General features: G+C 52.8%; 27 protein-coding genes. 14 read left to right on the forward strand and 13 right to left on the reverse strand.

The genetic code is table 11. The features are described from left to right. The first annotated feature begins 11 nt into the window (after positions 1–11). The 6 genes from AC55FS_RS10815 to AC55FS_RS10840 all read left to right on the forward strand — a co-directional run bounded on the left by AC55FS_RS10815 (position 12) and on the right by AC55FS_RS10840 (position 4239). Positions 12–1037 (forward strand): NAD(P)H-dependent glycerol-3-phosphate dehydrogenase, encoded by a 1026-nt coding sequence (locus AC55FS_RS10815; RefSeq protein WP_496932259.1) that lies wholly within the window; start codon positions 12–14, stop codon positions 1035–1037. Positions 1038–1055: 18 nt separating this feature from the next. Further along, a complete protein-coding gene (locus AC55FS_RS10820) occupies positions 1056–1349 on the forward strand; it encodes a DUF4389 domain-containing protein (protein WP_496932261.1) in 294 nt (97 codons plus the stop codon). Beyond that, on the forward strand, positions 1346–1810 hold the full coding sequence (sixA, locus tag AC55FS_RS10825; protein ID WP_496932262.1) for a phosphohistidine phosphatase SixA: 465 nt from the start codon (positions 1346–1348) through the stop codon (positions 1808–1810). Before AC55FS_RS10820 ends, sixA begins: the two co-directional genes overlap by 4 nt. Positions 1811–1889: 79 nt before the next feature. Next, positions 1890–2678, forward strand: a complete 789-nt coding sequence (locus AC55FS_RS10830; RefSeq protein ID WP_496932263.1) for an alpha/beta fold hydrolase — start codon at positions 1890–1892, stop codon at positions 2676–2678. Further along, positions 2675–3502 (forward strand): alpha/beta fold hydrolase, encoded by an 828-nt coding sequence (locus AC55FS_RS10835; RefSeq protein WP_496932264.1) that lies wholly within the window; start codon positions 2675–2677, stop codon positions 3500–3502. Before AC55FS_RS10830 ends, AC55FS_RS10835 begins: the two co-directional genes overlap by 4 nt. Beyond that, positions 3499–4239 (forward strand): lipoprotein intramolecular transacylase Lit, encoded by a 741-nt coding sequence (locus tag AC55FS_RS10840; protein WP_496932265.1) that lies wholly within the window; start codon positions 3499–3501, stop codon positions 4237–4239. Before AC55FS_RS10835 ends, AC55FS_RS10840 begins: the two co-directional genes overlap by 4 nt. On the opposite strand, the gene AC55FS_RS10845 is transcribed toward AC55FS_RS10840, so the two are convergent. The 5 genes from AC55FS_RS10845 to AC55FS_RS10865 form a co-directional block, all read right to left on the reverse strand. Continuing rightward, complete coding sequence (locus AC55FS_RS10845) at positions 4217–4846, reverse strand: RluA family pseudouridine synthase (protein ID WP_496932266.1); 630 nt, start codon at positions 4844–4846, stop codon at positions 4217–4219. The genes AC55FS_RS10840 and AC55FS_RS10845 overlap by 23 nt on opposite strands. Beyond that, entirely contained in the window at positions 4830–6122 is a 1293-nt protein-coding gene (locus AC55FS_RS10850; RefSeq protein ID WP_496932267.1) for an ABC transporter substrate-binding protein, read from the reverse strand. Before AC55FS_RS10850 ends, AC55FS_RS10845 begins: the two co-directional genes overlap by 17 nt. Positions 6123–6170: 48 nt before the next feature. After that, entirely contained in the window at positions 6171–7520 is a 1350-nt protein-coding gene (gene trhP, locus AC55FS_RS10855; protein ID WP_496932268.1) for a prephenate-dependent tRNA uridine(34) hydroxylase TrhP, read from the reverse strand. Between the two features lie 100 nt (positions 7521–7620). Next, on the reverse strand, positions 7621–8145 hold the full coding sequence (locus tag AC55FS_RS10860; RefSeq protein ID WP_496932269.1) for a hypothetical protein: 525 nt from the start codon (positions 8143–8145) through the stop codon (positions 7621–7623). Beyond that, positions 8142–9152 (reverse strand): MBL fold metallo-hydrolase, encoded by a 1011-nt coding sequence (locus AC55FS_RS10865; RefSeq protein WP_496932270.1) that lies wholly within the window; start codon positions 9150–9152, stop codon positions 8142–8144. The genes AC55FS_RS10860 and AC55FS_RS10865 overlap by 4 nt, the downstream gene beginning before the upstream one ends. Before the next feature lie 212 nt (positions 9153–9364). On the opposite strand from AC55FS_RS10865, the gene AC55FS_RS10870 reads away from it, so the two are divergent. Then, complete coding sequence (locus AC55FS_RS10870) at positions 9365–9724, forward strand: hypothetical protein (RefSeq protein WP_496932271.1); 360 nt, start codon at positions 9365–9367, stop codon at positions 9722–9724. Here the strand turns inward: AC55FS_RS10870 and AC55FS_RS10875 are convergent. The 3 genes from AC55FS_RS10875 to AC55FS_RS10885 are packed head-to-tail and all read right to left on the reverse strand — an operon-like array spanning position 9704 to position 11666. After that, the gene (locus tag AC55FS_RS10875; protein ID WP_496932272.1) at positions 9704–10297 is read right to left on the reverse strand and encodes an IMPACT family protein; all 594 of its coding nucleotides are present in this window, start codon (positions 10295–10297) and stop codon (positions 9704–9706) included. The genes AC55FS_RS10870 and AC55FS_RS10875 overlap by 21 nt on opposite strands. Next, entirely contained in the window at positions 10294–11355 is a 1062-nt protein-coding gene (locus AC55FS_RS10880) for a class I SAM-dependent methyltransferase (protein WP_496932273.1), read from the reverse strand. Before AC55FS_RS10880 ends, AC55FS_RS10875 begins: the two co-directional genes overlap by 4 nt. Continuing rightward, positions 11355–11666, reverse strand: coding sequence for a hypothetical protein (locus tag AC55FS_RS10885; protein ID WP_496932274.1), 312 nt, complete (start codon positions 11664–11666; stop codon positions 11355–11357). Before AC55FS_RS10885 ends, AC55FS_RS10880 begins: the two co-directional genes overlap by 1 nt. A 177-nt stretch (positions 11667–11843) precedes the next feature. On the opposite strand from AC55FS_RS10885, the gene AC55FS_RS10890 reads away from it, so the two are divergent. Then, a complete protein-coding gene (locus tag AC55FS_RS10890; protein WP_496932275.1) occupies positions 11844–12740 on the forward strand; it encodes a DUF4062 domain-containing protein in 897 nt (298 codons plus the stop codon). Positions 12741–12755: 15 nt separating this feature from the next. Here the strand turns inward: AC55FS_RS10890 and AC55FS_RS10895 are convergent, their stop codons facing one another. Continuing rightward, a complete protein-coding gene (locus tag AC55FS_RS10895; protein WP_496932276.1) occupies positions 12756–13079 on the reverse strand; it encodes an ArsR/SmtB family transcription factor in 324 nt (107 codons plus the stop codon). Positions 13080–13278: 199 nt separating this feature from the next. Between AC55FS_RS10895 and AC55FS_RS10900 the strand changes: the two genes are divergently transcribed. The 3 genes from AC55FS_RS10900 to sthA all read left to right on the forward strand — a co-directional run bounded on the left by AC55FS_RS10900 (position 13279) and on the right by sthA (position 15991). Further along, on the forward strand, positions 13279–14301 hold the full coding sequence (locus AC55FS_RS10900) for an FAD:protein FMN transferase (RefSeq protein ID WP_496932277.1): 1023 nt from the start codon (positions 13279–13281) through the stop codon (positions 14299–14301). A gap of 3 nt (positions 14302–14304) precedes the next feature. Further along, positions 14305–14538 carry a (Na+)-NQR maturation NqrM gene (nqrM, locus tag AC55FS_RS10905; RefSeq protein WP_496932278.1) on the forward strand — a complete coding sequence of 78 codons (234 nt, stop codon included), beginning with the start codon at positions 14305–14307 and terminating at the stop codon, positions 14536–14538. 61 nt (positions 14539–14599) lie between these two features. Continuing rightward, complete coding sequence (sthA, locus tag AC55FS_RS10910) at positions 14600–15991, forward strand: Si-specific NAD(P)(+) transhydrogenase (protein WP_496932279.1); 1392 nt, start codon at positions 14600–14602, stop codon at positions 15989–15991. A 16-nt stretch (positions 15992–16007) separates the two neighbouring features. On the opposite strand, the gene AC55FS_RS10915 is transcribed toward sthA, so the two are convergent. From AC55FS_RS10915 to tal, 3 genes are read right to left on the reverse strand one after another with little or no spacing between them, the layout of a single operon-like run. Next, positions 16008–16838 (reverse strand): DNA replication terminus site-binding protein, encoded by an 831-nt coding sequence (locus AC55FS_RS10915; RefSeq protein WP_496932280.1) that lies wholly within the window; start codon positions 16836–16838, stop codon positions 16008–16010. Beyond that, entirely contained in the window at positions 16835–17278 is a 444-nt protein-coding gene (locus AC55FS_RS10920; RefSeq protein WP_496932281.1) for a tellurite resistance TerB family protein, read from the reverse strand. Before AC55FS_RS10920 ends, AC55FS_RS10915 begins: the two co-directional genes overlap by 4 nt. Continuing rightward, complete coding sequence (tal, locus tag AC55FS_RS10925; protein WP_496932282.1) at positions 17275–18225, reverse strand: transaldolase; 951 nt, start codon at positions 18223–18225, stop codon at positions 17275–17277. The genes AC55FS_RS10920 and tal overlap by 4 nt, the downstream gene beginning before the upstream one ends. Before the next feature lie 109 nt (positions 18226–18334). On the opposite strand from tal, the gene AC55FS_RS10930 reads away from it, so the two are divergent. Further along, positions 18335–18643: a rhodanese-like domain-containing protein gene (locus AC55FS_RS10930; RefSeq protein ID WP_496932283.1), complete on the forward strand. Its 309-nt coding sequence runs from the start codon at positions 18335–18337 to the stop codon at positions 18641–18643. Between the two features lie 17 nt (positions 18644–18660). Here the strand turns inward: AC55FS_RS10930 and dusA are convergent, their stop codons facing one another. Further along, positions 18661–19677: a tRNA dihydrouridine(20/20a) synthase DusA gene (dusA, locus tag AC55FS_RS10935; protein ID WP_496932284.1), complete on the reverse strand. Its 1017-nt coding sequence runs from the start codon at positions 19675–19677 to the stop codon at positions 18661–18663. Between the two features lie 144 nt (positions 19678–19821). Here dusA and AC55FS_RS10940 point away from each other — a divergent pair, with 144 nt between their 5' ends. Then, positions 19822–20991, forward strand: a complete 1170-nt coding sequence (locus tag AC55FS_RS10940; RefSeq protein WP_496932285.1) for a tyrosine-type recombinase/integrase — start codon at positions 19822–19824, stop codon at positions 20989–20991. Between the two features lie 27 nt (positions 20992–21018). Beyond that, positions 21019–22104 carry a hypothetical protein gene (locus tag AC55FS_RS10945; RefSeq protein WP_496932286.1) on the forward strand — a complete coding sequence of 362 codons (1086 nt, stop codon included), beginning with the start codon at positions 21019–21021 and terminating at the stop codon, positions 22102–22104. Positions 22105–22115: the final 11 nt, after the last annotated feature.

The raw sequence follows: 22115 nt of genomic DNA on the forward strand, positions 1-22115 counted from the left end.
AGGGGGAGCCAGTGCCCATCCAATCAGCGGCCGTCATTGGAGGCGGAAGTTTTGGTACTGTCATAGCCAATATACTCGCCGACAACGGTATTCGAACCCAGCAATGGATGCGAGATGCCGATACCGCAGACGCCATCAACCAACAGCATAAAAATCCACGCTACTTGCCCGATACCGAGCTCAATCCGGCATTAACGGCGACGACCGATTTGCAGCAAGCGGTAACCGGGGCAGATGTGATCTTTGTTTCTGTGCCGAGTCACTCGGTGCGTGAAGTCACCCAACGCTTGCAGCCTTGGTTGTTGCCGCAGCAAATGCTAGTGAGCACCACTAAGGGTATTGAACCTGAGAAATTCTTGCTGATGAGTCAGGTGTTGCAGGATGTCTGCCCGGATCAAGCCGTCGGTGTGCTGAGTGGCCCCAACTTGGCCAAAGAAATTGCTCAACGCGAATTGGCAGCATCTGTTATTGCTAGTGAAAACAGTGACTTAAGACGAGAAGTTCAAGAGGCTTTGAGTTGTGGGTATTTTCGTGTGTACGCCTCAAATGACCCCCACGGGGTAGAGCTGGGTGGCGCTTTAAAAAATATCTATGCCATTGCTTCAGGCTTTGTTGCGGCTTTGGACATGGGTGAAAATACCCGCAGTATGATCATTACCCGTTCGCTGGCTGAGATGAGTCGTTTTGCCGTGCATATGGGGGCCAACCCGCTCACTTTTCTGGGCTTGGCTGGGGTGGGTGATTTGTTTGTTACTTGCAGCTCGCCTTTAAGTCGTAATTACCGGGTCGGCTTTGCCATCGGTGAAGGAAAAACCCTTGATGAGGCCATTGATGCCCTGGGAGAAGTGGCGGAAGGGGTCAATACCTTGCGGTATGTCAGGGAAAAAGCCCTTGAGTGCGATATATATATGCCCCTGGTGATGGGGACTTACGAAGTGCTGTTTAATGGCGCCAACCCCAAGCGGGTGGCTCAAGGCCTGATGACAGGTGAGATGGCTTCGGATGTTGAATTTGCGCTGTCGCGCAATGAAATTTAAATCGAAAAGGACCTCATCATGAGTGATGTAAAAGACAATCTGACTTCCGACGCCTTTTGGCTGAAAACCTTGTACTTAGTGTTATTTACTTTGGTATCTAGGTTGCTGGGTTTTGTGGTGATGCTGATCACCGTCGTCCAGTGGGTGTTTCAATTACTGAGCGGTCAGCCGAATGCGGAATTGGCGCGTTTTGGTGATTCGTTGGGGCAATACGCAGGTCAGATTATTCAATACCTGAGCGGTGCAACAGAACAAAAACCGTATCCCTTTATGGATTGGCCAGCACCGCAGAATGCGGAAGAAAATCAATGAAATTATGTATCGTGCGCCATGGTCTGGCAGAGGTTGGTGCAGATTCAGATCAACAGCGTCCGTTGCGAGAAGAGGGCGCTGAACAAGCACGATTGGCTGGCTTATGGCTGGCAGATGCAGCATTGCAGTCTCCCTTGATCGTGTCGAGCCCCTTCGTTCGGGCGCGACAGACAGCGGAAGCGATCGCCTCTTCGCTGGCCCAAGAGGTACGCTTTTCTGACCAGCTGACGCCCAGCAGCTCGCCACAGCAGTTGTTGGACGAGGTGTCTAGCTTGCAGCAAGATGTGGTGCTGGTATCGCATCTGCCTTTGGTGGGGCGATTGGCGGCCTTGCTGGTGGAGGGGCAGGTATTTGACCAGCCTTGGTCTCCTGCGGAGTGTTGGTTGCTTGAAGGTGATGTGTTTGCCGCTGCCTGCATGACGGTCACCCAGGTCTGGTACCCTGAGCTGGCGCGCAGTTAACTCGCTGTCGTTGGCGCACCTTGCGTTGGGCTGCGCTTCACGTTAGCTTGGCTGGCTTTGTCTGGATGCAAGGACACAGATGAAGCCGGTTATTCACTTTTCCCATGCCAACGGTTTTCCCGCTGGGGCCTACCAGCCACTATTGGCGCAGTTAAGTACCGTCGCCCAGGTGCACAGTATCGACCGTTTAGGTCACCATCCCGACTATCCAGTAACCAATAACTGGCTGCAGCTCGAACAGCAGCTGCTGGATCACTTTGTGCAGCATTACGACACCCCGGTTATTGCGATTGGCCATTCGCTGGGTGGCGTGCTGAGTTATATGGTCGCTAGGCGGCGACCTGATCTCGTCGCTGGACTTATTATGTTGGATTCACCCATTTTGACGCCTTGGCGGTCGCGTGGGTTGAGGCTTTTGAAGAGTCTCGGTTTATCGGATCGGGTAACCCCGGCGGCACGTACCGAAGGGCGCCGAAGCCATTGGCCTGATCGTGCATCAGCGCTGGAATATTTTCGCAGCAAGTCGCTGATGCGGCAATTTGATGACGCCTGTCTGCAGCACTACGTCGAGTCGGGCACAGAGCCATGCGGTGATGGTGTTCGGCTGAGTTACGATCCTGATGTCGAAATGAAAATCTATCGTACTATTCCCGATCATCTTTCCAATGCGGCACCTCTGCCGATGCCCGCAGCGGTGATTGCTGGGCGCAGCAGCAACGTTGTCAGGCCAGTGCATACTCGCTACATGCAAAAACAGGCTGGCATTGAAGTGCAATGGCTGCCCGGCAGTCATATGTTTCCGTTTGAATATCCCAGTGACACAGTCGAAAGCATTGTTGAGCTGCTGCGCCAATGGGGGCTGGTATGACAACACTAGGCCCTTTAGCAGCGATTCATCGAGAGTTGGGCACAGATACCCAAGCATTGCTGTTGCATGGTTGGCTGGATAATGCCGCAAGCTTTTCCTTGTTGGCGCCACAGTTATCTATCTCTAGCTGGGCCCTGGATCTGCCTGGGCACGGTTTGTCACCGTGGCTGGCAGACGGGGCGGATTATTACATCTGGTCCTATCTGCCCATGCTGACAGAGGCGTTGCAACAATTGCCTGAGCAGACCTCTGTGGTACTGGTTGGACATTCGTTGGGGACCGCAGCGGCATTGCAGTTGGCGGCTTTGCATCCAGAGCGAATTGCCGCGCTGGTGTTGCTCGATGGTGTTGGCCCGCAATCGTCGTTGGAGTCGAAGTGGCTGGCTCAAATGCAGCAGGCCCTGCAATGGCAGCCAAAACCAAGGCGCACGTTTGAATCGATCGAAGATGCCTTAGCGGTGAGAGCCAAAGCGACTCCATCGATTGAGAGCCAAGTGCTGCGTATTATGGTGGAGCGCGCGTTGGAGTCTCATCAAGGTGGATGGCGCTGGCGGGCAGATCCAAGGCTTCAGGCGCCGTCAAAGATGAGGCTCACCGAAGCTATGGTACAAAGCATGCTTGGGTCCGTACGCTGTCCTGTGCTGGCCATCCGGGCAGAGCAGGGCATCTTGCCACGGGCTCTGTATCGTGAGCGCCTTGCCTGTATACCAGATGTGCAATCTGTTGATGTGCCTGGCCATCATCATTTTCATTTGCAGCGCGATGCTAGCTCAACGATCGCTTCTCGGATGCAAGACTTCTTAGAACAAGTGGGTGTGGTATGAAAAAGCAAGGAATGCTGGCGGATTGCGGCTGGTTTGTATTGCTGTTGGGCACTTTACTGTTGGCGTTGGGAGCATCCTGGCAGTTGTGGTCAAAAGTCGACTACGGCTATCGCTGGTGGTACGACGTGCTAGAAATTGAATCCCATATTGATCATTACGGTCCACAAAATCGTTATAAACAGGGCCTGGAGTTGTTGTCGCGCGATCAGCATGAGGCCTTGTTTACGGACATAGTGCAAGCCGTGCATCAGCATGGTGAGGGTTTGGCAGATATCAATTATACCGTTATCTATGGTGATGCGATCAAGAATATTGCGCTGCTGCGTGAGCCCGAAGTGGTTCATCTTCAAGATGTCGCTGACTTGATTGATCGCTTGCAATGGCTGTTATGGTGTTTGCTGCCGGTTGTGGCAGTGCTGCTGATGATGGTACGGCGAGGACAGTGGTCATTGCGTTGGCAAAGACAGCTGCTGTTACTGGCTGTGGTGCTGGTGTCAGCCATTGCATCTGTGCTTCTAATAGGACCAACCAAAGTATTTTATCAATTTCATGTGTGGATCTTTCCCGCCGAGCACCAGTGGTTCTTTTATTATCAGGAATCGTTAATGACCACCTTGATGCATGCACCACAGCTGTTTGGTGTGATCGCGGTGGCCATTATTGCTTTGGCGTTACTGCTCTATGGTTTGCTGCTATTGGCGCTTCGACGGGCGATTAAAAGTCAGCAGGGCAGTTAAATTGCAAGCGCTCGCCGCTGCTGGGGTGATTAAAGCTTAATGCGCGTGCATGCAGCATTAAGCGAGCTTCGCCGTTGAGGTGTTCACCGGCGTACAGTGTGTCACCAACGATAGGACAGCCAATTTGTTGCATGTGCAGACGCAGCTGATGGGATCTGCCAGTTTGCGGCAATAAGCGCACTCGGCTGATGCTGTTTTGTTGAGACAGCAGCTGCCAGCGGGTCAAGGCGTAACGTCCGTCACAATGGCAGATCATCTGCAGTGGTCGGTTGGGCCAGTCAACCATGATAGGAAGGTTGACGCAGCCACGCTGCCCACGCGGTTTTCCATACACCAGGGCCTCGTACTCTTTGCTAGTGGTCTGACGTTCGAACTGCTGCTGAACGGCCCTTAGAGCATCTTTATGACGGGCGTAAACCATGACACCAGAGGTGTCTCTATCCAGCCTATGTATCACCAGTGTGGTGCCAAACTGAGACTCTAATCTGGCTTGCAAGCAGTCCTTTTCGTAGCGGCCGGGAACGCTGAGTAGATGAGGCGGTTTGTTAACGACGATGAGATCGTCATCCAAAAGCAGTGGTTTGATGGCGTCATGGGGTGCGGTCATGCGGGTACTGATAATCCTGCAGTAGCTGGTCATAGGCTCCCGACTGCTTTAGTTGCACTAAGCCTTCGTTGAACACTCGGATAATGCGCTGTGCGTTAGGGAGAGAGGCGCGCAGTGTAACATGCACATCTTGACTGGTCAGTGCTGCGCCCATGATCTGCAGATGTTTTCCAATGGTGGGATTGTCATTGATTTCTTGCTCGGCGATCCAGCGATCGACAATCACTAGGTCCAGCTCTTTGCGCGCCAAATCGCGAAACAGCAATGAGCAATAGGGCCGATAGTGGCGCTCAAAGCGGTTGGCGAATGCCATGATGGTGTCGTTGTAATCGGCGTTATCAAACAGGCCTATCTTCATCTCGATAGAGCCAGTGTCGGGCAAGCTGTTGAGCTGCCAGTCTGCATCCCGATGACCGACCACCACCAGCTGATTGCTTAAGAACGGGGCTGACTGGACCGTGTCGGGCGAATCATCGCGCCAGCGGGCCAGCCAGCCATCAAGCTTTTTTGCCGCGATAGCCTCGGCAATGGCCTGTTGCGGGCGAATGGTGAGTTCAAACTGCATCCCATGAACGGCCAGGGCCTGTTCGACTATGGCTGCCGCAAGTCCCTGGCGTGGTTCGAAGTCGCCTGCGTAGGGACCCCAGGAAGGGCTGCCAAGGCTAATGCTGGGCGACTGGTCCTGATATTCTTCGGCCATCAGTGAAATGGCTTGCGCCAGGCCGTGTTGTTCAATGCTACGGCTCATTTGATCGCTAAAGCTCTTTACTAAGCTGACGCCTTCGATGACGACATCATAAATCTGCCACTGGCCATCGCGATCAAACAGCTTGTAGTCGACGCTAATAGCCGGTGCTCCTACCCGCATGATCTCGCTTTTCACCAGTGCACGGTTGCCAGATGGGCTTAAGCGCGCTTCAGAAAAACGCATTTCCTGATCGTCAAAGGCACGAAAGGCGCCGGCGTAGGTGCGAATTACCTTGTGTTTGAAGGCGCTAACAAAGGTTTTTTGCTGATCTTCTGAGGCTCGTCGCCAGAACTTCCCCAGAACTAATCGAGCCATGTAAATATGGTCGACTACGGGCAGTAGTTGTTCATCGATGAGCTGTTCCAAATAATAATCTTGTGATTGGACCTTTTGCTTATTAGCTAATAGCTTCTCCGCCATGCCGTTGGCGGCAGACATCACCACGTCGCGCGGTGATTCGGTCTCTGCATGGAGCACTGCAGATGCTGCCAAAAGCAGCATCATAAAGCTGTGCAGTAGCTGTTTCATAACGTCCTCTGTGCTTATCAGGTGAGATAAGTCACTATAAGGTTTGCGTTAATCTTCTGGCAAATTACGGATGAGCAATGCGCGCGTAAAGTCGCAGCTCTGGCTATTGGCGGGTGGCTCTATTTCCACCACAAAACCTGAGCCTGGCGCATCCTGGCGTGGGTTGCCTTGGCGGTCGTATAGCGTCTGCAGAGTGAACACATGGTTGCCTTGCGGAGTCATCAGCTCAAGTTGATCGCCACATTGAAAGCGGTTTTTTACCTCAACGACCAAGCGTCCTGTTTGGCTTGGTTGTGGCTGAATTTCGCCGACAAATTGTTGTTTGGTGCTGATGGAAACGCCGCGCTCGTAGTTTTGGTATTCATCATGTACGTGACGGCGAAAGAAGCCCTCGGTATAACCACGGTTCGACATATTCTCCAGTGTATCCATCAGGCCCAGGTCGAACTGGCGGCCGGCAACGGCATCGTCAATAGCCTGACGATATGCTTGGGCGGTGCGTGCAACATAATAATGCGACTTGGTGCGGCCTTCGATTTTGAGCGAGTGCACACCTAGTTCTACTAGCTTTTGGATGTGTTGAATGGCTCGCAAGTCGCGTGAGTTCATGATGTAGGTGCCGTGCTCGTCTTCAAACGCTGGCATGTACTCGTTGTCACGGTTGCCTTCCTGCAATAGGAATATTTTGTCGCTGGTAGGTCCTAGCCCTAGCGTAGGAGAGCTTGGATCAAACTCTTCAACTTGGGCCGGCACTACATCGCCAGAAGCGGTTTCTTTGGCTTCATGGGCTTGGTACTTCCAGCGACAGGCATTGGTGCAGGTGCCTTGATTGGGGTCTCTGTGGTTCATGTAGCCAGATAACAGACAGCGGCCAGAGTAGGCAATGCACAGGGCGCCATGGACAAATACTTCAATTTCCATCTCCGGGCAGCGCTGTCGAATTTCAGCGATCTCCTCTAGCGACAGTTCACGAGACAGAATGATGCGGCTCACTCCTTGGCGCCGCCAAAACTCGACTGCTGCCCAGTTAACCACATTGGCCTGTACCGACAGGTGAATCACAGTGTCTGGCCAGCGATCTTTGACCAGCATGATCAGGCCAGGGTCCGACATGATTAGGGCGTCGGGTTGCATCTCGATAATGGGTTCAATATCGCGCAAATAGCTGGCGATTTTGCTGTTGTGGGGAGCAATATTGCTGGCGACGTAGAACTGTTTCCCTAATGAGTGGGCGTACTCGATGCCATCTGCCAGGCGTTGGCTGGTGAAGTCGTTGTTGCGCACTCTTAGGCTGTATCTGGGTTGTCCCGCATACACGGCATCGGCACCGTACTCAAAAGCATATTGCATATTGCGAAATGTGCCGGCTGGAGATAACAGTTCGGGGCGAAAGGTCATGCAGGGGTCCTCAATCGTCATGCTGGGCAAGATGAAAAGCGGCGAACCCTAACGGATGGGCAGGAGTGGGGTATTGATGCATATCAATACCCCGGCAGGCTTAAGACAGGCTGTCCTGTAAGTCGATGCCAAAGGTGGTCACAGGTTGCTGGCGTAGGCACATAAAAAAGGCCTTGGGCAAAGGGCGTTGAGCCTTGTCGCCCAGTGTCTGTAGCAGCTCATGGCTGACGTCCTGCCAATACTGTTGCAATCCTTCTGAGTCAAGTCCTGGGGTTTGCTGCAACTGTTGCAGATAGCCAGTGACTAGTAGCCATTCTTCTTCGTTGGCTTCCGCCAAACAAGCTTCTGTGGCGGTAAATAGTGCTGCATTGCAAAGATCAACAATGGCATCCGTTAAGCTGTCTTGTAATTCCAGCTGTTCACGCCAGTCAGCAAATTGCTCAAAAAAACGTTGTAGGTTTGCTTCGGATTTCAGCTCGCCCGCCAGCCAGGACTCTGTTTTGCGCAGCAACTTAACATAGGGGGAGGTGTCAAGCTGTCGGTGCTCGGCCAGCATGTTCAGGTGGGGTGTGTTGAGCCAGGCCAGGGCATAAGCCTGGGCAGCAATGGCGTAACGTTCGGTCATGATTCTGGTTCGAAGTGGTAAGTTGAAAACAGCCCCGGCAGGATCCACTCGCTGTCTGCGGGCATGACTCGCTCGAGGCGCTGAATAAATTCGTCTTGATCGGTCAGTCGTACAAAACGCTGTTCACCGTCGAGATCATTGGCAAAAAAGTCTTCCCAGTGGCCAAGTACGTAATAACGAGCTTGGGTGCTTTGCACGATAGCCTCAGGGTAGTTGTCTAGTTGAGCAAAGGAGGCCGGACAAAGGATGGCGACATCCACGCGCTTGCCATCCTCTAGCGGTGGCAACAGCCCTAATGGTGCTTCGCTGGCTGCATCTTGGTAGTAGAGGCGTAGTTTAACCTGCTGTTTTTCATCGAGAAAGTCGATCAGAAAGGCCAGTGTTTGCCCTTCTTTCCAGCCAAAGGCGTGCCACGGCAATTGTTCAAGTGCTTCTTCGTGGCGGCCGCCCATAAACTTTATGCCGGCAATGTGGGGTGCGTGACCGGACTCGATGGCCATGATACGAATGCGCTGATCGCGGTTATAAAGCCATTCCCCTGGATGATCTGTTGTGCCCATTCGTTGGTTCATGGCGACTAGGCGTTCTGCTGGCAGCACGGCTGCGAGGGTATTAACCGTGGTTTGAGAGCCATAAATAACGCTGTTAGGCGCCTGCGTTTGGGCGATGTGTGGCACATCCAGAAGGTGGTCGTAATGGCCATGGCCGACCAGCAGCGTGTCGGCATCGGTGGCCGGCGGCATATATCGATCTATTTTTTCGATGTTGGCTGTTAGTGGCATAAACGGGCCGCTAAACAGCCAGTGGGGGTTGGTAAAGGAGGGCGCGGTGAGTACTTGTTGGCCGTCATAGGACAGCAAATGGCCGCCGACGCCCAAGTATTGCAGCCGTAACCCACTAACGGCGCTGTCCGTTGTTGTTACCGCTTCGGTAGGTAATTGTTTTAGCTGGCTAGAACAGGCTGACAGAATCAGGCAAAGGCAGAGGGTGAGACATCGATTGTGCATGTTACTTCTTATTATTTGTTAGCTGAGATAAGGGATCTGCCTGATAGACAGATGGCTCAGCAGTGTATAGCCCGAGGCACTGTCTGCCAATTTTTTGCTACCGGGTTAACGTAAATGGATTACAAATTGCGCCATCTTGGATTGCATGGTTGGCATTCTTTGTCAAGTCGGCTATGGTCCGATCATTGATCAGCCATATGTATCATTTTGTTATGCCTAGTGTTGTCTTGAGTAAAAAGGATGAAGTGATCTTTCGCGGCTTGTGTGATCAGCTGTCGCCTTTAGGCCTTCAGTGTGAATTGCCCTTGTCGGCATTGGATGCATTTCGTGACGACAGTGGCCGCTATACAACTTTTGATGTGGCCGTCACTCTATCGGGTCCGCACGGCCGTGTCACCATCGACGGCGAGGTAGGGGTGCACGGTATGCATCGTTGCTCGCAGGACCATTGTTGCGTCAGCTTCCGTTATGTCAGCTTATCCGGCGAAAATCGACGATTGATGGCAGAGCAGCTAGCCCCTCCAGTTGCGGATGATTCGACCGTGTCCTGGTTAGGGCGTAAAGCTCAGTGATAGCTGATGCAGCTGGCAAAAGTGAGCCAGTTCATCAGTATTGTGAGTAGGCAGTTCAAATCCCAATTCAATATGTCCGGCAAAGTACTGGCAGTCTGTAACGCTGCCTTGCTGTATTAAAATCTCGCGCCTGATCGCCGATTCATCGGCAAAGTCTGCCTTAATGGTTCCACCTTGCATGGGGATGATGGCCCTTAGTGTCAGCTCGTTAAGCAGTTGCTGTACGGCGCCTGAATATGCCCGTTGCAAACCACCGGTACCTAGCTTAGTGCCGCCAAAATAGCGCACAACATAGACGGCGTAATCAACAATATTGTGGTGTCTGAGCACGTTTAGCATGGGCATGCCCGCCGTGCCGCCGGGTTCACCGTCGTCAGAATAACCTTCTTCGGCTCTGTCGCCTTGTAATCTAAATGCCCAGCAAACATGGTTGGCTTTGTTGTGCGTCTGTTGCAGCTGCGCCAGCTTGTCTTCATGGTGCTGTCGTTGGCTGATAGGTTCGCCAAATACCAAAAAACGACTGCGTTTTACTTCGGTTTGGCTTTCTCCGGGCGGGGCTAAATAGTGCGTCATAGCTGGCAGTGATACAGAATAAATTTATCTGCGCCGATGGTGGTGATGGAGCGGAAATATCGTTGCAGCAAGGGTTTATAGGCAAGGTGGCGGTTAGCCACAACCCACAGTTGGCCGCTGCTGGCTAAGCACTGTGCTGCTTGTTCGAACATTCGCTGTGCCAAGTTAGTCAGTTGCTTATGGCCATCGTGGAAGGGAGGGTTGCACACGATGGTGTCAAAGGGGCCGCTGACAGCCTCGCAGGTATCGCCATGACAGCACTCAACCTGTAGCTGATTACGATCCGCATTGGCTTTTGACGACAGGTAAGCACTGAATGAGTCATCCGTGAGAGTGACGTGGCACCCGGGCCAGCGCAGTTTTATAGATAACCCTAATAGACCATTACCACAGCCCAGATCGAGTACACTACCGTCTAATGGCGGCAGTTTGTCTAATAGTGCTCGGCCGCCACGATCTTCGCGCTCACGAGAAAACACCAGCGGCAGTGCCTGCAGTTGCAAATTGTCCTGAGTGCGATAGCCAAGCCAAGTTTGCAGCTCGGAGGCGGCATTGAGGCGCAGGCTTACCGCCCTGGCTTTGCGCACTATGCGGTGTTGCTGATAGTGCTCGCTGTGCTGTTCAAGCCAGTTAAGCCAGTTAACTGGGATGTGCTTGGCAGGGCCGGCGATATGTATGATGTGATCCGTCGCTAGGTGGTGCAGGCACCAATCCAGATAGCGCAGCAGCGCATCAAAGCTTTTAGGAAACTTGATTAGCGCCTGCTTGAAGCCGTTGAGTTTGCTGCTTGGTTGCTCCAGCCATAGGTGTGACGGTATCTCGGCATTGGGCCAGTTTCGCCTTAGTGCGTGTAATGCGCAGGCGCTGTCCAATACCGGCTGGACGTCATCGGCCATGCTGGAGGCGATGGCACCATGGCGATCGTTAAATACGACTGTGGGTTGTTGCTCGGCGAGTTGCAATAAGTACTCATCTCCGGCGTCCCAGGGCAGTGATACGTGATCGGGCACAGCGGGATAGCAGTGCAGCTCCCGCTGGTTGTAAGGCCAGGTTGGCATCAGTAGATATCGTCGAAGTTTTGTTGGTCTAACTGCGACAGCAAATCGCGAGGCGCTTCCTCTTTGGGCTTGCTATCTGTGGGCTTGCTTGGCTGAGTTTTGGCCTCAGTTTTCGGCTTGTTTTGCTGCTGCTGAGCCTTAGCCTCTGGGTTCTCTTCCAGAAACTTCTCATACAGTGATGGCGTGCGCCGACCTTTAACGCGTTTGCTGCCTTGGCGGTCATTGCCTAGGCTGCGTTTAAGCTTGGAGCGATTGCCGGTTTTGACATTGTGGATTCGTTTTAACGATCGGGTTTTCTTTTTGCGAGTCATAACGCTTAATCTGGTACCGTCGGCAGGCTATTGTAACGGAAGGGTGCGGCGCTGTAATCTGCTGACCTCTGTGTGACGCTGTCTTTATGGGACAGCGCTGGTATAGTGTGCCGTGCATGGCATGTGTCATGCTAGTTCGGTGTACATATGTACTAAAAAGGGAACGGGAACTCGTCAATGCCAGACAACGCTATTCACTTGGTTTACCTTGCCTCAACTGCGGGAATCAGTCTTGAGCGAGGAGAAGTCAAGCGCTGCCTGGCCAGTCAGAGGTTTCAGGATGCCGGCCTGGTGTATGATCCCGAAGGCGCTCCCTACGACTGGAATCTGGTGCGCCAGCAAATCGAGCTGGCTGATGGCTTCGTATTGTTGTTAGGCGATAGCTACGGCCCTATGGCACCGACAGGAATCAGCTATTTGCATCGCGAGTATGTGCATGCTCGCAGTTTAAACAAGCCTATTCTGGCGTTTGTACGCACCCTAGATGGCAGCGATAGTGAAGAGCAACGTCGTCTGGCTGGTTTTCACGATATCGTAGCGCAGCAATCCGTCTTTAAAAAATGGCATCTGCGTGATGAACTGTTATCCCATGTGCGTTCTGCCTTGCCAAGCTTTCGAGCACAGTTGGGGCCGGGTTGGCAGCCCGCTGGCAGTGTTCCATCCGGGGCTGCCACCATTCCGCATGAACAGGAAGTGGTGGTCAAGCCAGCGCCAAAAACCAGAGCCAACACCCGCCAGAGCGTCAGTTTGCACGTGGTGGCAGATGTCTACCAAGCGGGCAATTGTACTCGGGAAGAGCAGATGGTGCCTGTGCGTCTAGATCAGCTGTTGAACAGTCTCAGGCGTTTGCTTCAGGCGGGCGCCAGTGAAGATAGGTTACGTACCCATGTGGAAGGGCTGATTGCTGCTACTGTCAGTGAGCGGCTGCTGAAGCGTCATACCGAAGCTCACGCGGTAGACGATGTACGACTCAGTCGCGGCCAGTTCCAGCAAATTCTAAAATTGTGGCAGCAACAAGGGGCCATAAGCCTGTCAGAACAAACGGGACGTCCCCTTTGGTATCTCAGCCGCTAGAAGGTACTTCAGTAGCTAGAGGTCTTGCTGATTGAGCAGATTTTGGCGCTGTTCCCACTCTGAGCGCATGCCTTCACACATGATGTCGCACAACTCAAATACGAATGGGGCGCCTATCGAGAAATAGGCCAAATTGCCCTGCTGTCGGCGCTTGACCATGCCGTGGGTGCGCAATGTTGATAGGTGCTTAGATACATTGGGCTGTGACGCACCGGTGGCTTCTACCAGTTCGGTGACCGACTTTTCGCCTTGCTGCAATTGTTGCAGGATGCGCAGTCGCATAGGGTCGGATAATAAACGAAAACGTTGTGCGACCAGCTCAAGCATTTCGTCTGACATGGCGGCAGTAGGCAAATTCGTGTTCTCACATGCAGCGTTGATGATATTGGCTGAGTTTAGCTGAAAACACTGAATGGCAATACAGTTATGTACCTTTCACCGCCTACTCCTGGAATTTCGCTCGTGGCACGCTAGCTAGGTGCTGGCCAGTGGTGCTATGCAATCGGTATACTGCGCGCAAATTTGTGGAACTTCGATCATGTCTTGGCGTTTCTGTGCGGTTGTTTTTGTTGGCTTTTTTCTTTTAGCTGGATGTACTGACACGAGTAGCAAGGTGCAGCGCATCAGTGGTGCGACCATGGGCACCAGTTACCATATCGCCTTGGTGAGTCAGGGCGACATCAATTTAGCTCAGTTGCAGCAGCATGTTGATGATCGTTTGTTAGCCATTAATCGTGCTATGTCGACTTATGACCCCAATTCAGAACTGTCTAAGCTGAACCAGCATGCCAGTGCCTTTGACGCTCGCGTAAGCGATGACCTTGCTGAAGTGCTGCAGATGGCGCTGTCGGTGAATCAGGGCAGTGGTGGTGCTTTTGATGTCACGATTGGCCCTTTGGTCAATCGTTGGGGGTTTGGCCCGGAAGATCGCCGCGAACCGCCCTCTGATGAAGAAATACATCAGATACAGCAGCAAATTGGCATGGATAAGCTGACCCTAAACGGCACTGAGTTGCAAACTCGCTCGCCGCTCTATATCGACTTATCTGCTGTTGCTAAGGGCTGGGCCGTGGATGAGTTGGGCGAGTTGCTGGAGAGTCATGGTATTCAGCAGTATCTGGTTGAAATCGGCGGAGAGGTTCGAGCCGAAGGGCGCAAACCTGATGGTTCGTCATGGCGTATTGCTATCGAGCGCCCGGATATGGGGGTTCAGCGCGAGCCGCAATTGATCGTTGAGCTGAACGGACAGGGGCTAGCCACCTCGGGCGACTATCGCAACTACTATGAAGTCAATGGACAGCGAGTCTCTCACACCATCGACCCGGTGAGTGGTCATCCTATTGTGCACAAATTAGCGTCGGTCAGTGTGCTGCATGCGTCAACCGGCATGGCGGATGCTTGGGCGACGGCGCTGAATGTCGCGGGTCCTGAAAACGCTCTGGCGATGGCTGAGCAGCATCAGCTGGCTGTGTATATGATTATCAGGCAAGGAGATGGCTACATCGAGCAAATGTCTCCGGCCTTTGAACAATGGTTAAACACTCAATCCTCCGGGAGTTAAGTTATGAATACTTTTTTAGTCGTATTGGCGGTCATGCTATTGATCGTGGCCGGCATGGCCGTCGGCGTATTGTTTGGGCGTAAGCCGTTGGCGGGCTCGTGTGGTGGCATGAGTGCCGTCGGTCTGGATGGTGCCTGCGATATTTGTGGTGGCGATAAGAAGAAGTGCGAAGAAGAAAATAAAGCCGCCGCCAACGCCTCGACTGAGGCTCAGTTTTACGATGCAACTCAGCGCTAATTTGCACCGTCGCTAATCACCTTTGGCGCCCGCAGTAAGCACAACAAGAATGGAGAAAAGCATGGCAGATTATCACTACGACGTCGTTATCATCGGCGCAGGCCCAGCAGGAGAAGGCGCGGCGATGAATGCGGCCAAAAATGGCAAGAAGGTCGCAGTCGTTGAAGATAAAAAAATGGTGGGTGGTAATTGCACTCACTGGGGCACGATTCCGTCAAAAGCCCTGCGTCATGCGGTGAAACAGATTATTTCGTTCAATACCAATCCTATGTTTCGAGAGATCGGTGAGCCGCGCTGGTTCTCCTTTCCGCGGGTGCTGAAAAACGCCGAGCGTGTCATTGCTAAGCAAGTTAAGCTGCGCACTGAGTTTTATGGGCGTAATCGCATTAGCGTTTATACCGGCCAGGCCAAGTTGGCTGATGCCAATACCATAGACGTCTTTAATGGCACACTTAGCAATACCCGCTTGCACGCCAAAGAGATTGTGATCGCTACCGGTTCTAGCCCATGGCGGCCCAAAAACATCGACTTTAATCATCCTCGTATTTACGATTCCGACACCATCTTGCAGCTTGAGCATACGCCGCGCACCATGATCATTTACGGCGCTGGGGTGATTGGCTGTGAATATGCCTCGATTTTCTCAGGGTTGGGCGTGAAGGTCGATCTTATCCATCCGGGAGATCGCTTGCTGAACTTCCTTGATGATGAGATTTCAGATGCGCTTAGCTATCACTTGCGTGACAAGGGCGCTCTAATTCGCCATAACGAGCAATTTGACTCAGTGGAAAGCAACGAGCGCTATGTGACCATGACCATGGCCTCGGGTAAAAAAGTGAAGGCCGATGCATTTTTGTGGGCAGCGGGCCGTTCCGGTAATACCAGTCATCTGGGGTTGGATTCGGTCGGTTTGACGACCAATAGTCGTGGCCAGCTGGAAGTCGACAAAGAATACCGCACCGCCGTTGAAAACATCTATGCCGTGGGTGACGTCATTGGTTGGCCGTCTTTGGCGTCAGCAGCATACGATCAAGGTCGTGCGGCTGCAGCACAGATTTCGGCGCCGGAAGACTTTCGTTTTGTCGATTCGGTACCAACCGGTATCTACACCATTCCTGAAATTAGCTCGGTGGGCAAAACGGAACGCCAGCTAACGGAAGAAAAAATACCTTACGAAGTGGGTCAGGCCTTCTTTAAAAACATTGCTCGTGCGCAAATCACCGCAGAAGGCGTTGGTATGCTCAAGATATTGTTTCATCGTCAAACGCTGGAGATATTGGGGATTCACTGCTTTGGTGACCAAGCGGCTGAGATCGTGCATATCGGTCAGGCTATTATGGAGCAGCCGGGGCAGGGCAATACCCTAAAATACTTTATCAATACCACCTTTAACTATCCCACCATGGCCGAAGCCTACCGCGTAGCGGCACTAAATGGCTTGAACCGGCTGTAAATCAAAACGGGTATCGCTATCGATACCCGTAGACTCTCAAGCTGGGTAGCAGCGGCTCCGCTGTTAGGCGTTTATCGGCACGTGCTTGGCGGGTTCTGTGTCTTGGTGGCTCGCCGCTGACGTCATTAAAATCGGGTAAGCCCTGGCCATCATCGGCAAACATCAGCGGTAATGACACACTCATGGCTTTACGGCGGCCATCGGCATACAGCAGGTTGGCGCGCATAATGGGCGCCAGATCTTGCACCTGCGCCAGTTTGGTGCCCGGGCGTAGATTGCCCAAGGTGGCTAGCTGCGCCTGGATATGGGTTTTATGCTCGCCGATGGACAGCAGTTGCTGCTGTGCTTGCTCTAGCGTCAGCTGGCGTATGCTGCGGCCGTGGGCGTACCAGCTAAAGCCAACTTTGCTGGGGCGCTCATCCAGCAGCGGCAGTTGCCGATAACACTGTTTCAAGTGCAGCCGCGCAAGGCCGCTACCGACTAGGTGCTGGCGCAGCGGTGAAGGCCGCTCGCCGAGTTGGCCTTGCAGCGCTGGCCAGTCGCTGGCGTTGTGCTGGCGATACAGGCGAATGCTGTGCTGCAGTTGCTGTTTGGCCAGATTAACCTGCTGGGCCAGTTCAAATTGCTGGGCATTCAGTGCTACTAAGCCAATGTCTGTGCGTGTTTCGCGTCCATCTTGACCGTTTTGATACCACAAATCCTGGCAAGCCTGGCAAATCTGCTGCAGAGCCGAGCTAGGTTCGCTGTCGAGCAGCCAGTGTGGTGGAGGATTGGCCGTCAAGCTGTGGCTAAAAGACTGCAGCTGGGCGACCAAGGCATCAAAGCGTTCAACAATCTCTTGAATCATTGCAGACCTTCACGTGCGCTGATTTTGGCACGAATAAATTCGCTGTGTGGCAGGTACAGCAGGTCAGCAATGCGACGGATCATGTGCTCTTCATAGCGATCCATGCCGTTGCTAGCGAAAGCCACCCGCCATAGCTGGCAAAGCAGTGTGAACTTTTCGCTCTGGCTCAGCTGTCGGTGCAGCAATTCAGTGAACTGAAACAGGTCATTGGCCTGCTCGGCGGTGCTCTGTGCTTCGGTCAGCAGTGTCTCAGCCTCAGTAGCGCTGAGGTTAAGTTGCTGAGTGGCTATGTCATGAAAGGCCTGGATTTCACTGTCATCAATATGGTGATCGGCGCGCATGATTTCTACCAGCAATACCGCCGTGGCTTTTTCGATGCTGTGCTCAGGTTTGGCTTTCATTTCGTCGGCCGAAAACCAGTCGAGAATAGCCCTAATCATGACAGCCGCTCGCTGATTTGGTGCTCAAGTAGAACCTGGTCGGCGGCAAAGCGGCGAATGCCGTCGGCAAGCTTGTCGGTTGCCATGGCATCCTCATTGTGCTGCCAGCGGAACTCAGATTCGCTGAGATTGCAGCGCTCGTCATTGCTGAATTGGTTCGGTGTTAGTTGGCGCTCCAGCTCGGCGCTATCGGCTTGTAGCTGTGCCAGCAGGTCCGGGGCGATGGTGAGCTTGTCGCAACCAGCCAGCCGTTCGATTTGTTCAATGTTGCGAAAGCTGGCTCCCATCACAATAGTGTTGTAATGCTGCTGCTTGTAGTAACGGTAAATGCGCGCCACCGACTGCACACCTGGATCATTGGCGCCGGTTAGGTCGGCATTACTGTTATTGGCTTTGTGCCAATCCAGAATGCGACCGACAAATGGTGAGATCAGCGTAACGCCTGCATCGGCACAGGCTTGCGCTTGGGCAAAGCTGAACAGCAGTGTCAGATTGCACTGAATGCCGCGCTGCTCTAGCTCTTTGGCAGCTTGAATGCCTTCCCAAGTCGATGCGATTTTGATCAGAATGCGCTCTGGGCTGATGCCAGCGGCTTGGTAGAGTTCAATCAGTTTTTCCGCCTTGGCGACAGTCGCGTCGCGATCAAAGGATAAGCGCGCATCCACTTCAGTAGAAATGCGGCCAGGGATGATCTGCAAAATCTCACGACCGATGCTCACTGCAAGATGATCGCAGGCATTGCTGAGCATTGAGTCGCCGTTACAGCGTTGGCGCGCCCACGCCACGGCCTGTTCGATCAGTGGTTGATAAGCCGGTAGGGCGGCGGCTTTAAGAATCAATGACGGATTGGTGGTGGCATCTTCAGGCTTATGGTGGCGAATAGCGTCGATGTCGCCAGTATCGGCGACCACTGATGTCATGCTACGCAAACTGTCCAGCTTACTCATAAAACATCCTAAGGTTGATCGTGTAAGGGGAGTTTAACGGTGCACAAATCTATCCATCGGGTCAACTGAAGAGTTTAATAAGTTGCAAATCAAAGGCTTGGAGGTCGTTATGAAAGTAATTAGTGTGATATTGCTGTGGGCTATGGCGATGCTAGCAAGGGCTGAGCCGATTTGGATTGACGTTCGCAGTGAGGCTGAATACCAGCAAGGGCATAAGCATGGTGCATTGTTGATGCCCCACAATGCTATCGCTGAGCTGATTGAAGAGGCAGGCATCGGTCACGATGCTGAGATTTATCTTTACTGCCGTTCTGGCCGGCGTGCTGAGCAGGCTAAGACAGTTTTGCAGGGGCTGGGCTACACCCAGGTAACGAACCTGGGTGGCCTGCAGGATGCGCTCGATAAAGCCGGAGAATAACTCAGGCGTTTGATGGTCTAGGCGGTGACTGGCTCGCGGGCACGGATGTGGCTAAGCGCATGCTCCATCACCTCTGTGCCTGAGCTGGCTTTGTGGGCTTGCTCGCTAAGATGACGACGGAATAAGCGGGCGCCAATTTCACCATTAAATAAGCCCAGCATATGGCGGCTGATATGGTGCAAGGTGGCGCCGCGTTGCAGTTGTTGCTCGATGTAAGGATACAGAGAGCGTATCGCTTGTTTGCGAGCATCGATACTGCTGTCGGCCTGGCTGCTTTGGTAATACAGGTGGTCTGCATCCAGTAGCACCGAGGGGTTGTGGTAGGCTTCGCGCCCCAGCATAACGCCGTCGACCTGGTTAAGGTGCTGCTGGCACTGCGGGTGGGTCTGGATGCCGCCATTGATGATGATTTCGAGCCCGGGGAAATCTTGCTTCAAGCGATACACCAGCTCATAGCGCAGCGGCGGGATGTCGCGATTTTCCTTTGGTGATAAGCCCTGCAATATCGCTGTTCTGGCGTGCACGATAAAGGTGTTAACACCGCTGTCTTTGACGATGCCAACAAAATCGCGCAGATGTTCGTAGCTGTCCTGATCATCAATGCCGATGCGATGCTTCACGGTCACATCAATATCACAGGCGTCGCGCATGGCCTTTAGGCCATCGCGTACCAGTTGTGGGTACGCCATCAAACAGGCGCCAATCATATTGTTTTGTACCCGATCACTGGGGCAGCCAACATTTAAATTGACTTCGTCGTAACCGAACTGCTCAGCAAACTGAGCGCATTGAGCCAGCTCATCAGGCTTGCTGCCACCAATTTGCAGAGCGACTGGATGTTCTTCATCGTTGAAGGCCAAAAAGCGCTGTCGGTCACCATGAATAAGGGCGCCTGTGGTGACCATCTCGGTATACAGCAGGCTGTGCTGGCTGAGCGCACGCCAAAAGCGCCGGCAGTGTCTGTCCGACCAGTCCATCATCGGTGCAGTGCAGAATTTGCGAGCCCCCGGTTTTAGCGGTTTCTTAGCATTCATGGGGGTTCCAGGCTGTTTTTGCTCTGCGCTATTTGTGGTCATTTTTGCTTTTTTGCTGTGTTTTGGTATGTTGAGTGCGCCAAAAGTGCGCCATGACCCTGCTTTGATTCTGTGGCGCACTTAGTTTGGCGCACCGGAGGGGAAATGGCCACAATTACGCAGCGTAAAAAAAAGGACGGTAGTGTCTCATATCGAGCCGAGATCCGCATCAAGCGGGCAGGTAAGGTCGTATACAGGGAGGCCGAGACATGGCCGAAGCAAAAGCTGGCTGAGACATGGGCCACGAAGCGAGAAGCTCTGCTTGCTGAGCCTGGGGTGCTGGAGCGTCTCATTGCTGGGAAACAAACGGCACCGGTTTCAGTTTCGCAGCTGATCGAACGGTATATTAAAGAGGTCTACCCCCTTCGCCCTTGGGGTAAAACTAAGTCGGACACGTTAAGGCTGATATCGCAGTCCGACTTTGGCGCACTGACCGCTTCTGATGTGGTGGCTTCGGACATCATAGCGCATTGCCGCAATTGGGGCGCCAGCCCGGCGACAGTTAACCAGCATTACATCTATATTCGCGGAGTATTTTCAGTCGCTCGCGAGCTACTTGGTTGTGATGTGCAATACGGCGAGGTGGATATCGCGCAGCGGACTCTTAGCAAACTTGGAATCATTGCTAAGTCAGCTGAGCGAGACCGACGGCCCACCATCGACGAGATGACTCGAATCATCGATCACTGCCTGCGCCGGCGCCAGAAGTGGGAGCAAAGCGGTATGCGGACACGGCAAGACCTCATTCCGCTTGATAAGGTGCTGGCGTTTGCGATGTTTTCCGGCCGAAGGCAGGAGGAGATTTGCAGGATCACACGAACAGATACTGACTATGAGCGCAGGCGGGTGCTGGTACGCGACATGAAACACCCTGGTAAAAAACAGGGGAATGACGTGTGGTGTCACGTTCCGAGCGAAGCTTGGCAGATTATGCAAAGCATGCCGAAGTCTGAAGATGATGATCGTTGGTTTCCCTACTTTTCCAGAACCTTGGGTGATCGCTTGCGGGCAGTCCAGAAAGATTTAGGAATGTGGGATCTGGATAACCCTGAAGGCAATCTGCGGTTTCATGATCTGCGGCATGAATGCACCAGCTGGTTGTTTGAGCGAGATGGATGGCAGGGCGAGCGCTGGGACGTGCCACGTGTGGCCAGTGTTACCGGGCATCAGAATTGGAACTCGCTAAAGCGCTACACTCAGATCGAAAACTCAGAGCCGAATAATAAGTGGGCTGAGTGGTGGAGCAGCAGGGCTGAGAGGTTAACTGCCAACTGACGCAAATCAAATCAAGGAGAGATTGGCATGGAGAGAGAAGGGAAGCTAAAGGGCTTTCAGTACGTGGTTGATTGGCTTTTGGGGTGGGTGCTAAAGCTACGGCCGGCTGCCTACAATAGGTTTACTTGGTTCTTGCTCGCTATAGGTGCCGGGATGGTGGCGAGTAGGATTCCATTCTTATCTGTTTTATTTCTTGCTCTATGGGATCGGTTTGTCGGCGACCCAGCATACCTGCAAAGCCTGCTCTTGTTCGGTGGTGGGAATGAACTCTATGGATTGAGCATCATCTTCTTTGCTCTTATGTTTAACTTGGGTTGTCAATATAAAGAGGCCGTAGCTGATCGATCGGTAAGGATTGTGCCACCTGAGCTGGAACTTGAGTTTTACTCTCTATCCGATGACCCTCTTGGCGGCACGGTGAAGGCACAAGGCTGGAGTGTTGATGCTTCAGCGATTAAAGATATTCCGGACTATCCGTTGGTGGATCCGGAAATTGAGCGATTGCAGAGAGAACTCGGTTATATAGCTCAGTTTGCCGGTCGAGATACTTTATCGAAGATAGCTTCAGGGGTCGCTGATAATAGGGATCTGTATAGGCAGAGGCTCAAGTTCCTTAATGACTTTGCAGGCGCTGTGTACTTCCGGTGCCGGCTGGTTAACATCTCAGCCAAGTCAGCCAGCGAGGTAAAAGTAAGGCTCAATATTGTGGGTAAATGTAATGTCGATTGCTCATCAGATTTGAGCTATTCATTGCCACGGAAAGAGGAAGATACACGTTTGTTTGATCCTGCTGCACTAGTGGGTCGACAAGACTATCAGACTGGCATTGAGATAACTGAATATAGCGATGGTTGTCGGATTGAGTGGGGATGCAGTTGCATAAACGCCAAAGAAGATAAAGAGTGTGAATCAGGTTTCTGGGTAATGCCCATAGAAAACTTGCAAGTAAAGGCTCAAATATTCGCCGCTGAGCTAGAAAGGCCTATTGTTTCAGACCTTTTCATTGAAGTGGCTCCAGCAAAGGAGGTTGCCTTGGATGATCTGACTGATGATGACCTGTTTAAAGAGTCTGTTAAAGCTCAAGAGGTTGCTGCTTGGGTTGCAAATCTTTAGGTCGTTGATGT

The organism is Bacterioplanes sp. CLAM21 (genome assembly GCF_059641015.1).

What these genes read in the sequence shown, in the direction of transcription:
- AC55FS_RS10940 (WP_496932285.1), top strand. Translation starts at nt 19,822, where the DNA reads ATGGCCACAATTACGCAGCGTAAAAAAAAGGACGGTAGTGTCTCATAT.
- AC55FS_RS10840 (WP_496932265.1), top strand. Translation starts at nt 3,499, where the DNA reads ATGAAAAAGCAAGGAATGCTGGCGGATTGCGGCTGGTTTGTATTGCTG.
- AC55FS_RS10900 (WP_496932277.1), top strand. Translation starts at nt 13,279, where the DNA reads ATGTCTTGGCGTTTCTGTGCGGTTGTTTTTGTTGGCTTTTTTCTTTTA.
- nqrM (WP_496932278.1), top strand. Translation starts at nt 14,305, where the DNA reads ATGAATACTTTTTTAGTCGTATTGGCGGTCATGCTATTGATCGTGGCC.
- AC55FS_RS10915 (WP_496932280.1), bottom strand. Translation starts at nt 16,838, where the DNA reads ATGATTCAAGAGATTGTTGAACGCTTTGATGCCTTGGTCGCCCAGCTG.
- trhP (WP_496932268.1), bottom strand. Translation starts at nt 7,520, where the DNA reads ATGACCTTTCGCCCCGAACTGTTATCTCCAGCCGGCACATTTCGCAAT.
- sixA (WP_496932262.1), top strand. Translation starts at nt 1,346, where the DNA reads ATGAAATTATGTATCGTGCGCCATGGTCTGGCAGAGGTTGGTGCAGAT.
- AC55FS_RS10835 (WP_496932264.1), top strand. Translation starts at nt 2,675, where the DNA reads ATGACAACACTAGGCCCTTTAGCAGCGATTCATCGAGAGTTGGGCACA.
- sthA (WP_496932279.1), top strand. Translation starts at nt 14,600, where the DNA reads ATGGCAGATTATCACTACGACGTCGTTATCATCGGCGCAGGCCCAGCA.
- AC55FS_RS10870 (WP_496932271.1), top strand. Translation starts at nt 9,365, where the DNA reads ATGCCTAGTGTTGTCTTGAGTAAAAAGGATGAAGTGATCTTTCGCGGC.
- AC55FS_RS10895 (WP_496932276.1), bottom strand. Translation starts at nt 13,079, where the DNA reads ATGTCAGACGAAATGCTTGAGCTGGTCGCACAACGTTTTCGTTTATTA.
- AC55FS_RS10845 (WP_496932266.1), bottom strand. Translation starts at nt 4,846, where the DNA reads ATGACCGCACCCCATGACGCCATCAAACCACTGCTTTTGGATGACGAT.
- AC55FS_RS10880 (WP_496932273.1), bottom strand. Translation starts at nt 11,355, where the DNA reads ATGCCAACCTGGCCTTACAACCAGCGGGAGCTGCACTGCTATCCCGCT.
- AC55FS_RS10860 (WP_496932269.1), bottom strand. Translation starts at nt 8,145, where the DNA reads ATGACCGAACGTTACGCCATTGCTGCCCAGGCTTATGCCCTGGCCTGG.
- AC55FS_RS10885 (WP_496932274.1), bottom strand. Translation starts at nt 11,666, where the DNA reads ATGACTCGCAAAAAGAAAACCCGATCGTTAAAACGAATCCACAATGTC.
- AC55FS_RS10890 (WP_496932275.1), top strand. Translation starts at nt 11,844, where the DNA reads ATGCCAGACAACGCTATTCACTTGGTTTACCTTGCCTCAACTGCGGGA.
- AC55FS_RS10875 (WP_496932272.1), bottom strand. Translation starts at nt 10,297, where the DNA reads ATGACGCACTATTTAGCCCCGCCCGGAGAAAGCCAAACCGAAGTAAAA.
- tal (WP_496932282.1), bottom strand. Translation starts at nt 18,225, where the DNA reads ATGAGTAAGCTGGACAGTTTGCGTAGCATGACATCAGTGGTCGCCGAT.
- AC55FS_RS10930 (WP_496932283.1), top strand. Translation starts at nt 18,335, where the DNA reads ATGAAAGTAATTAGTGTGATATTGCTGTGGGCTATGGCGATGCTAGCA.
- AC55FS_RS10820 (WP_496932261.1), top strand. Translation starts at nt 1,056, where the DNA reads ATGAGTGATGTAAAAGACAATCTGACTTCCGACGCCTTTTGGCTGAAA.
- AC55FS_RS10850 (WP_496932267.1), bottom strand. Translation starts at nt 6,122, where the DNA reads ATGAAACAGCTACTGCACAGCTTTATGATGCTGCTTTTGGCAGCATCT.
- dusA (WP_496932284.1), bottom strand. Translation starts at nt 19,677, where the DNA reads ATGAATGCTAAGAAACCGCTAAAACCGGGGGCTCGCAAATTCTGCACT.
- AC55FS_RS10920 (WP_496932281.1), bottom strand. Translation starts at nt 17,278, where the DNA reads ATGATTAGGGCTATTCTCGACTGGTTTTCGGCCGACGAAATGAAAGCC.
- AC55FS_RS10945 (WP_496932286.1), top strand. Translation starts at nt 21,019, where the DNA reads ATGGAGAGAGAAGGGAAGCTAAAGGGCTTTCAGTACGTGGTTGATTGG.
- AC55FS_RS10865 (WP_496932270.1), bottom strand. Translation starts at nt 9,152, where the DNA reads ATGCACAATCGATGTCTCACCCTCTGCCTTTGCCTGATTCTGTCAGCC.
- AC55FS_RS10830 (WP_496932263.1), top strand. Translation starts at nt 1,890, where the DNA reads ATGAAGCCGGTTATTCACTTTTCCCATGCCAACGGTTTTCCCGCTGGG.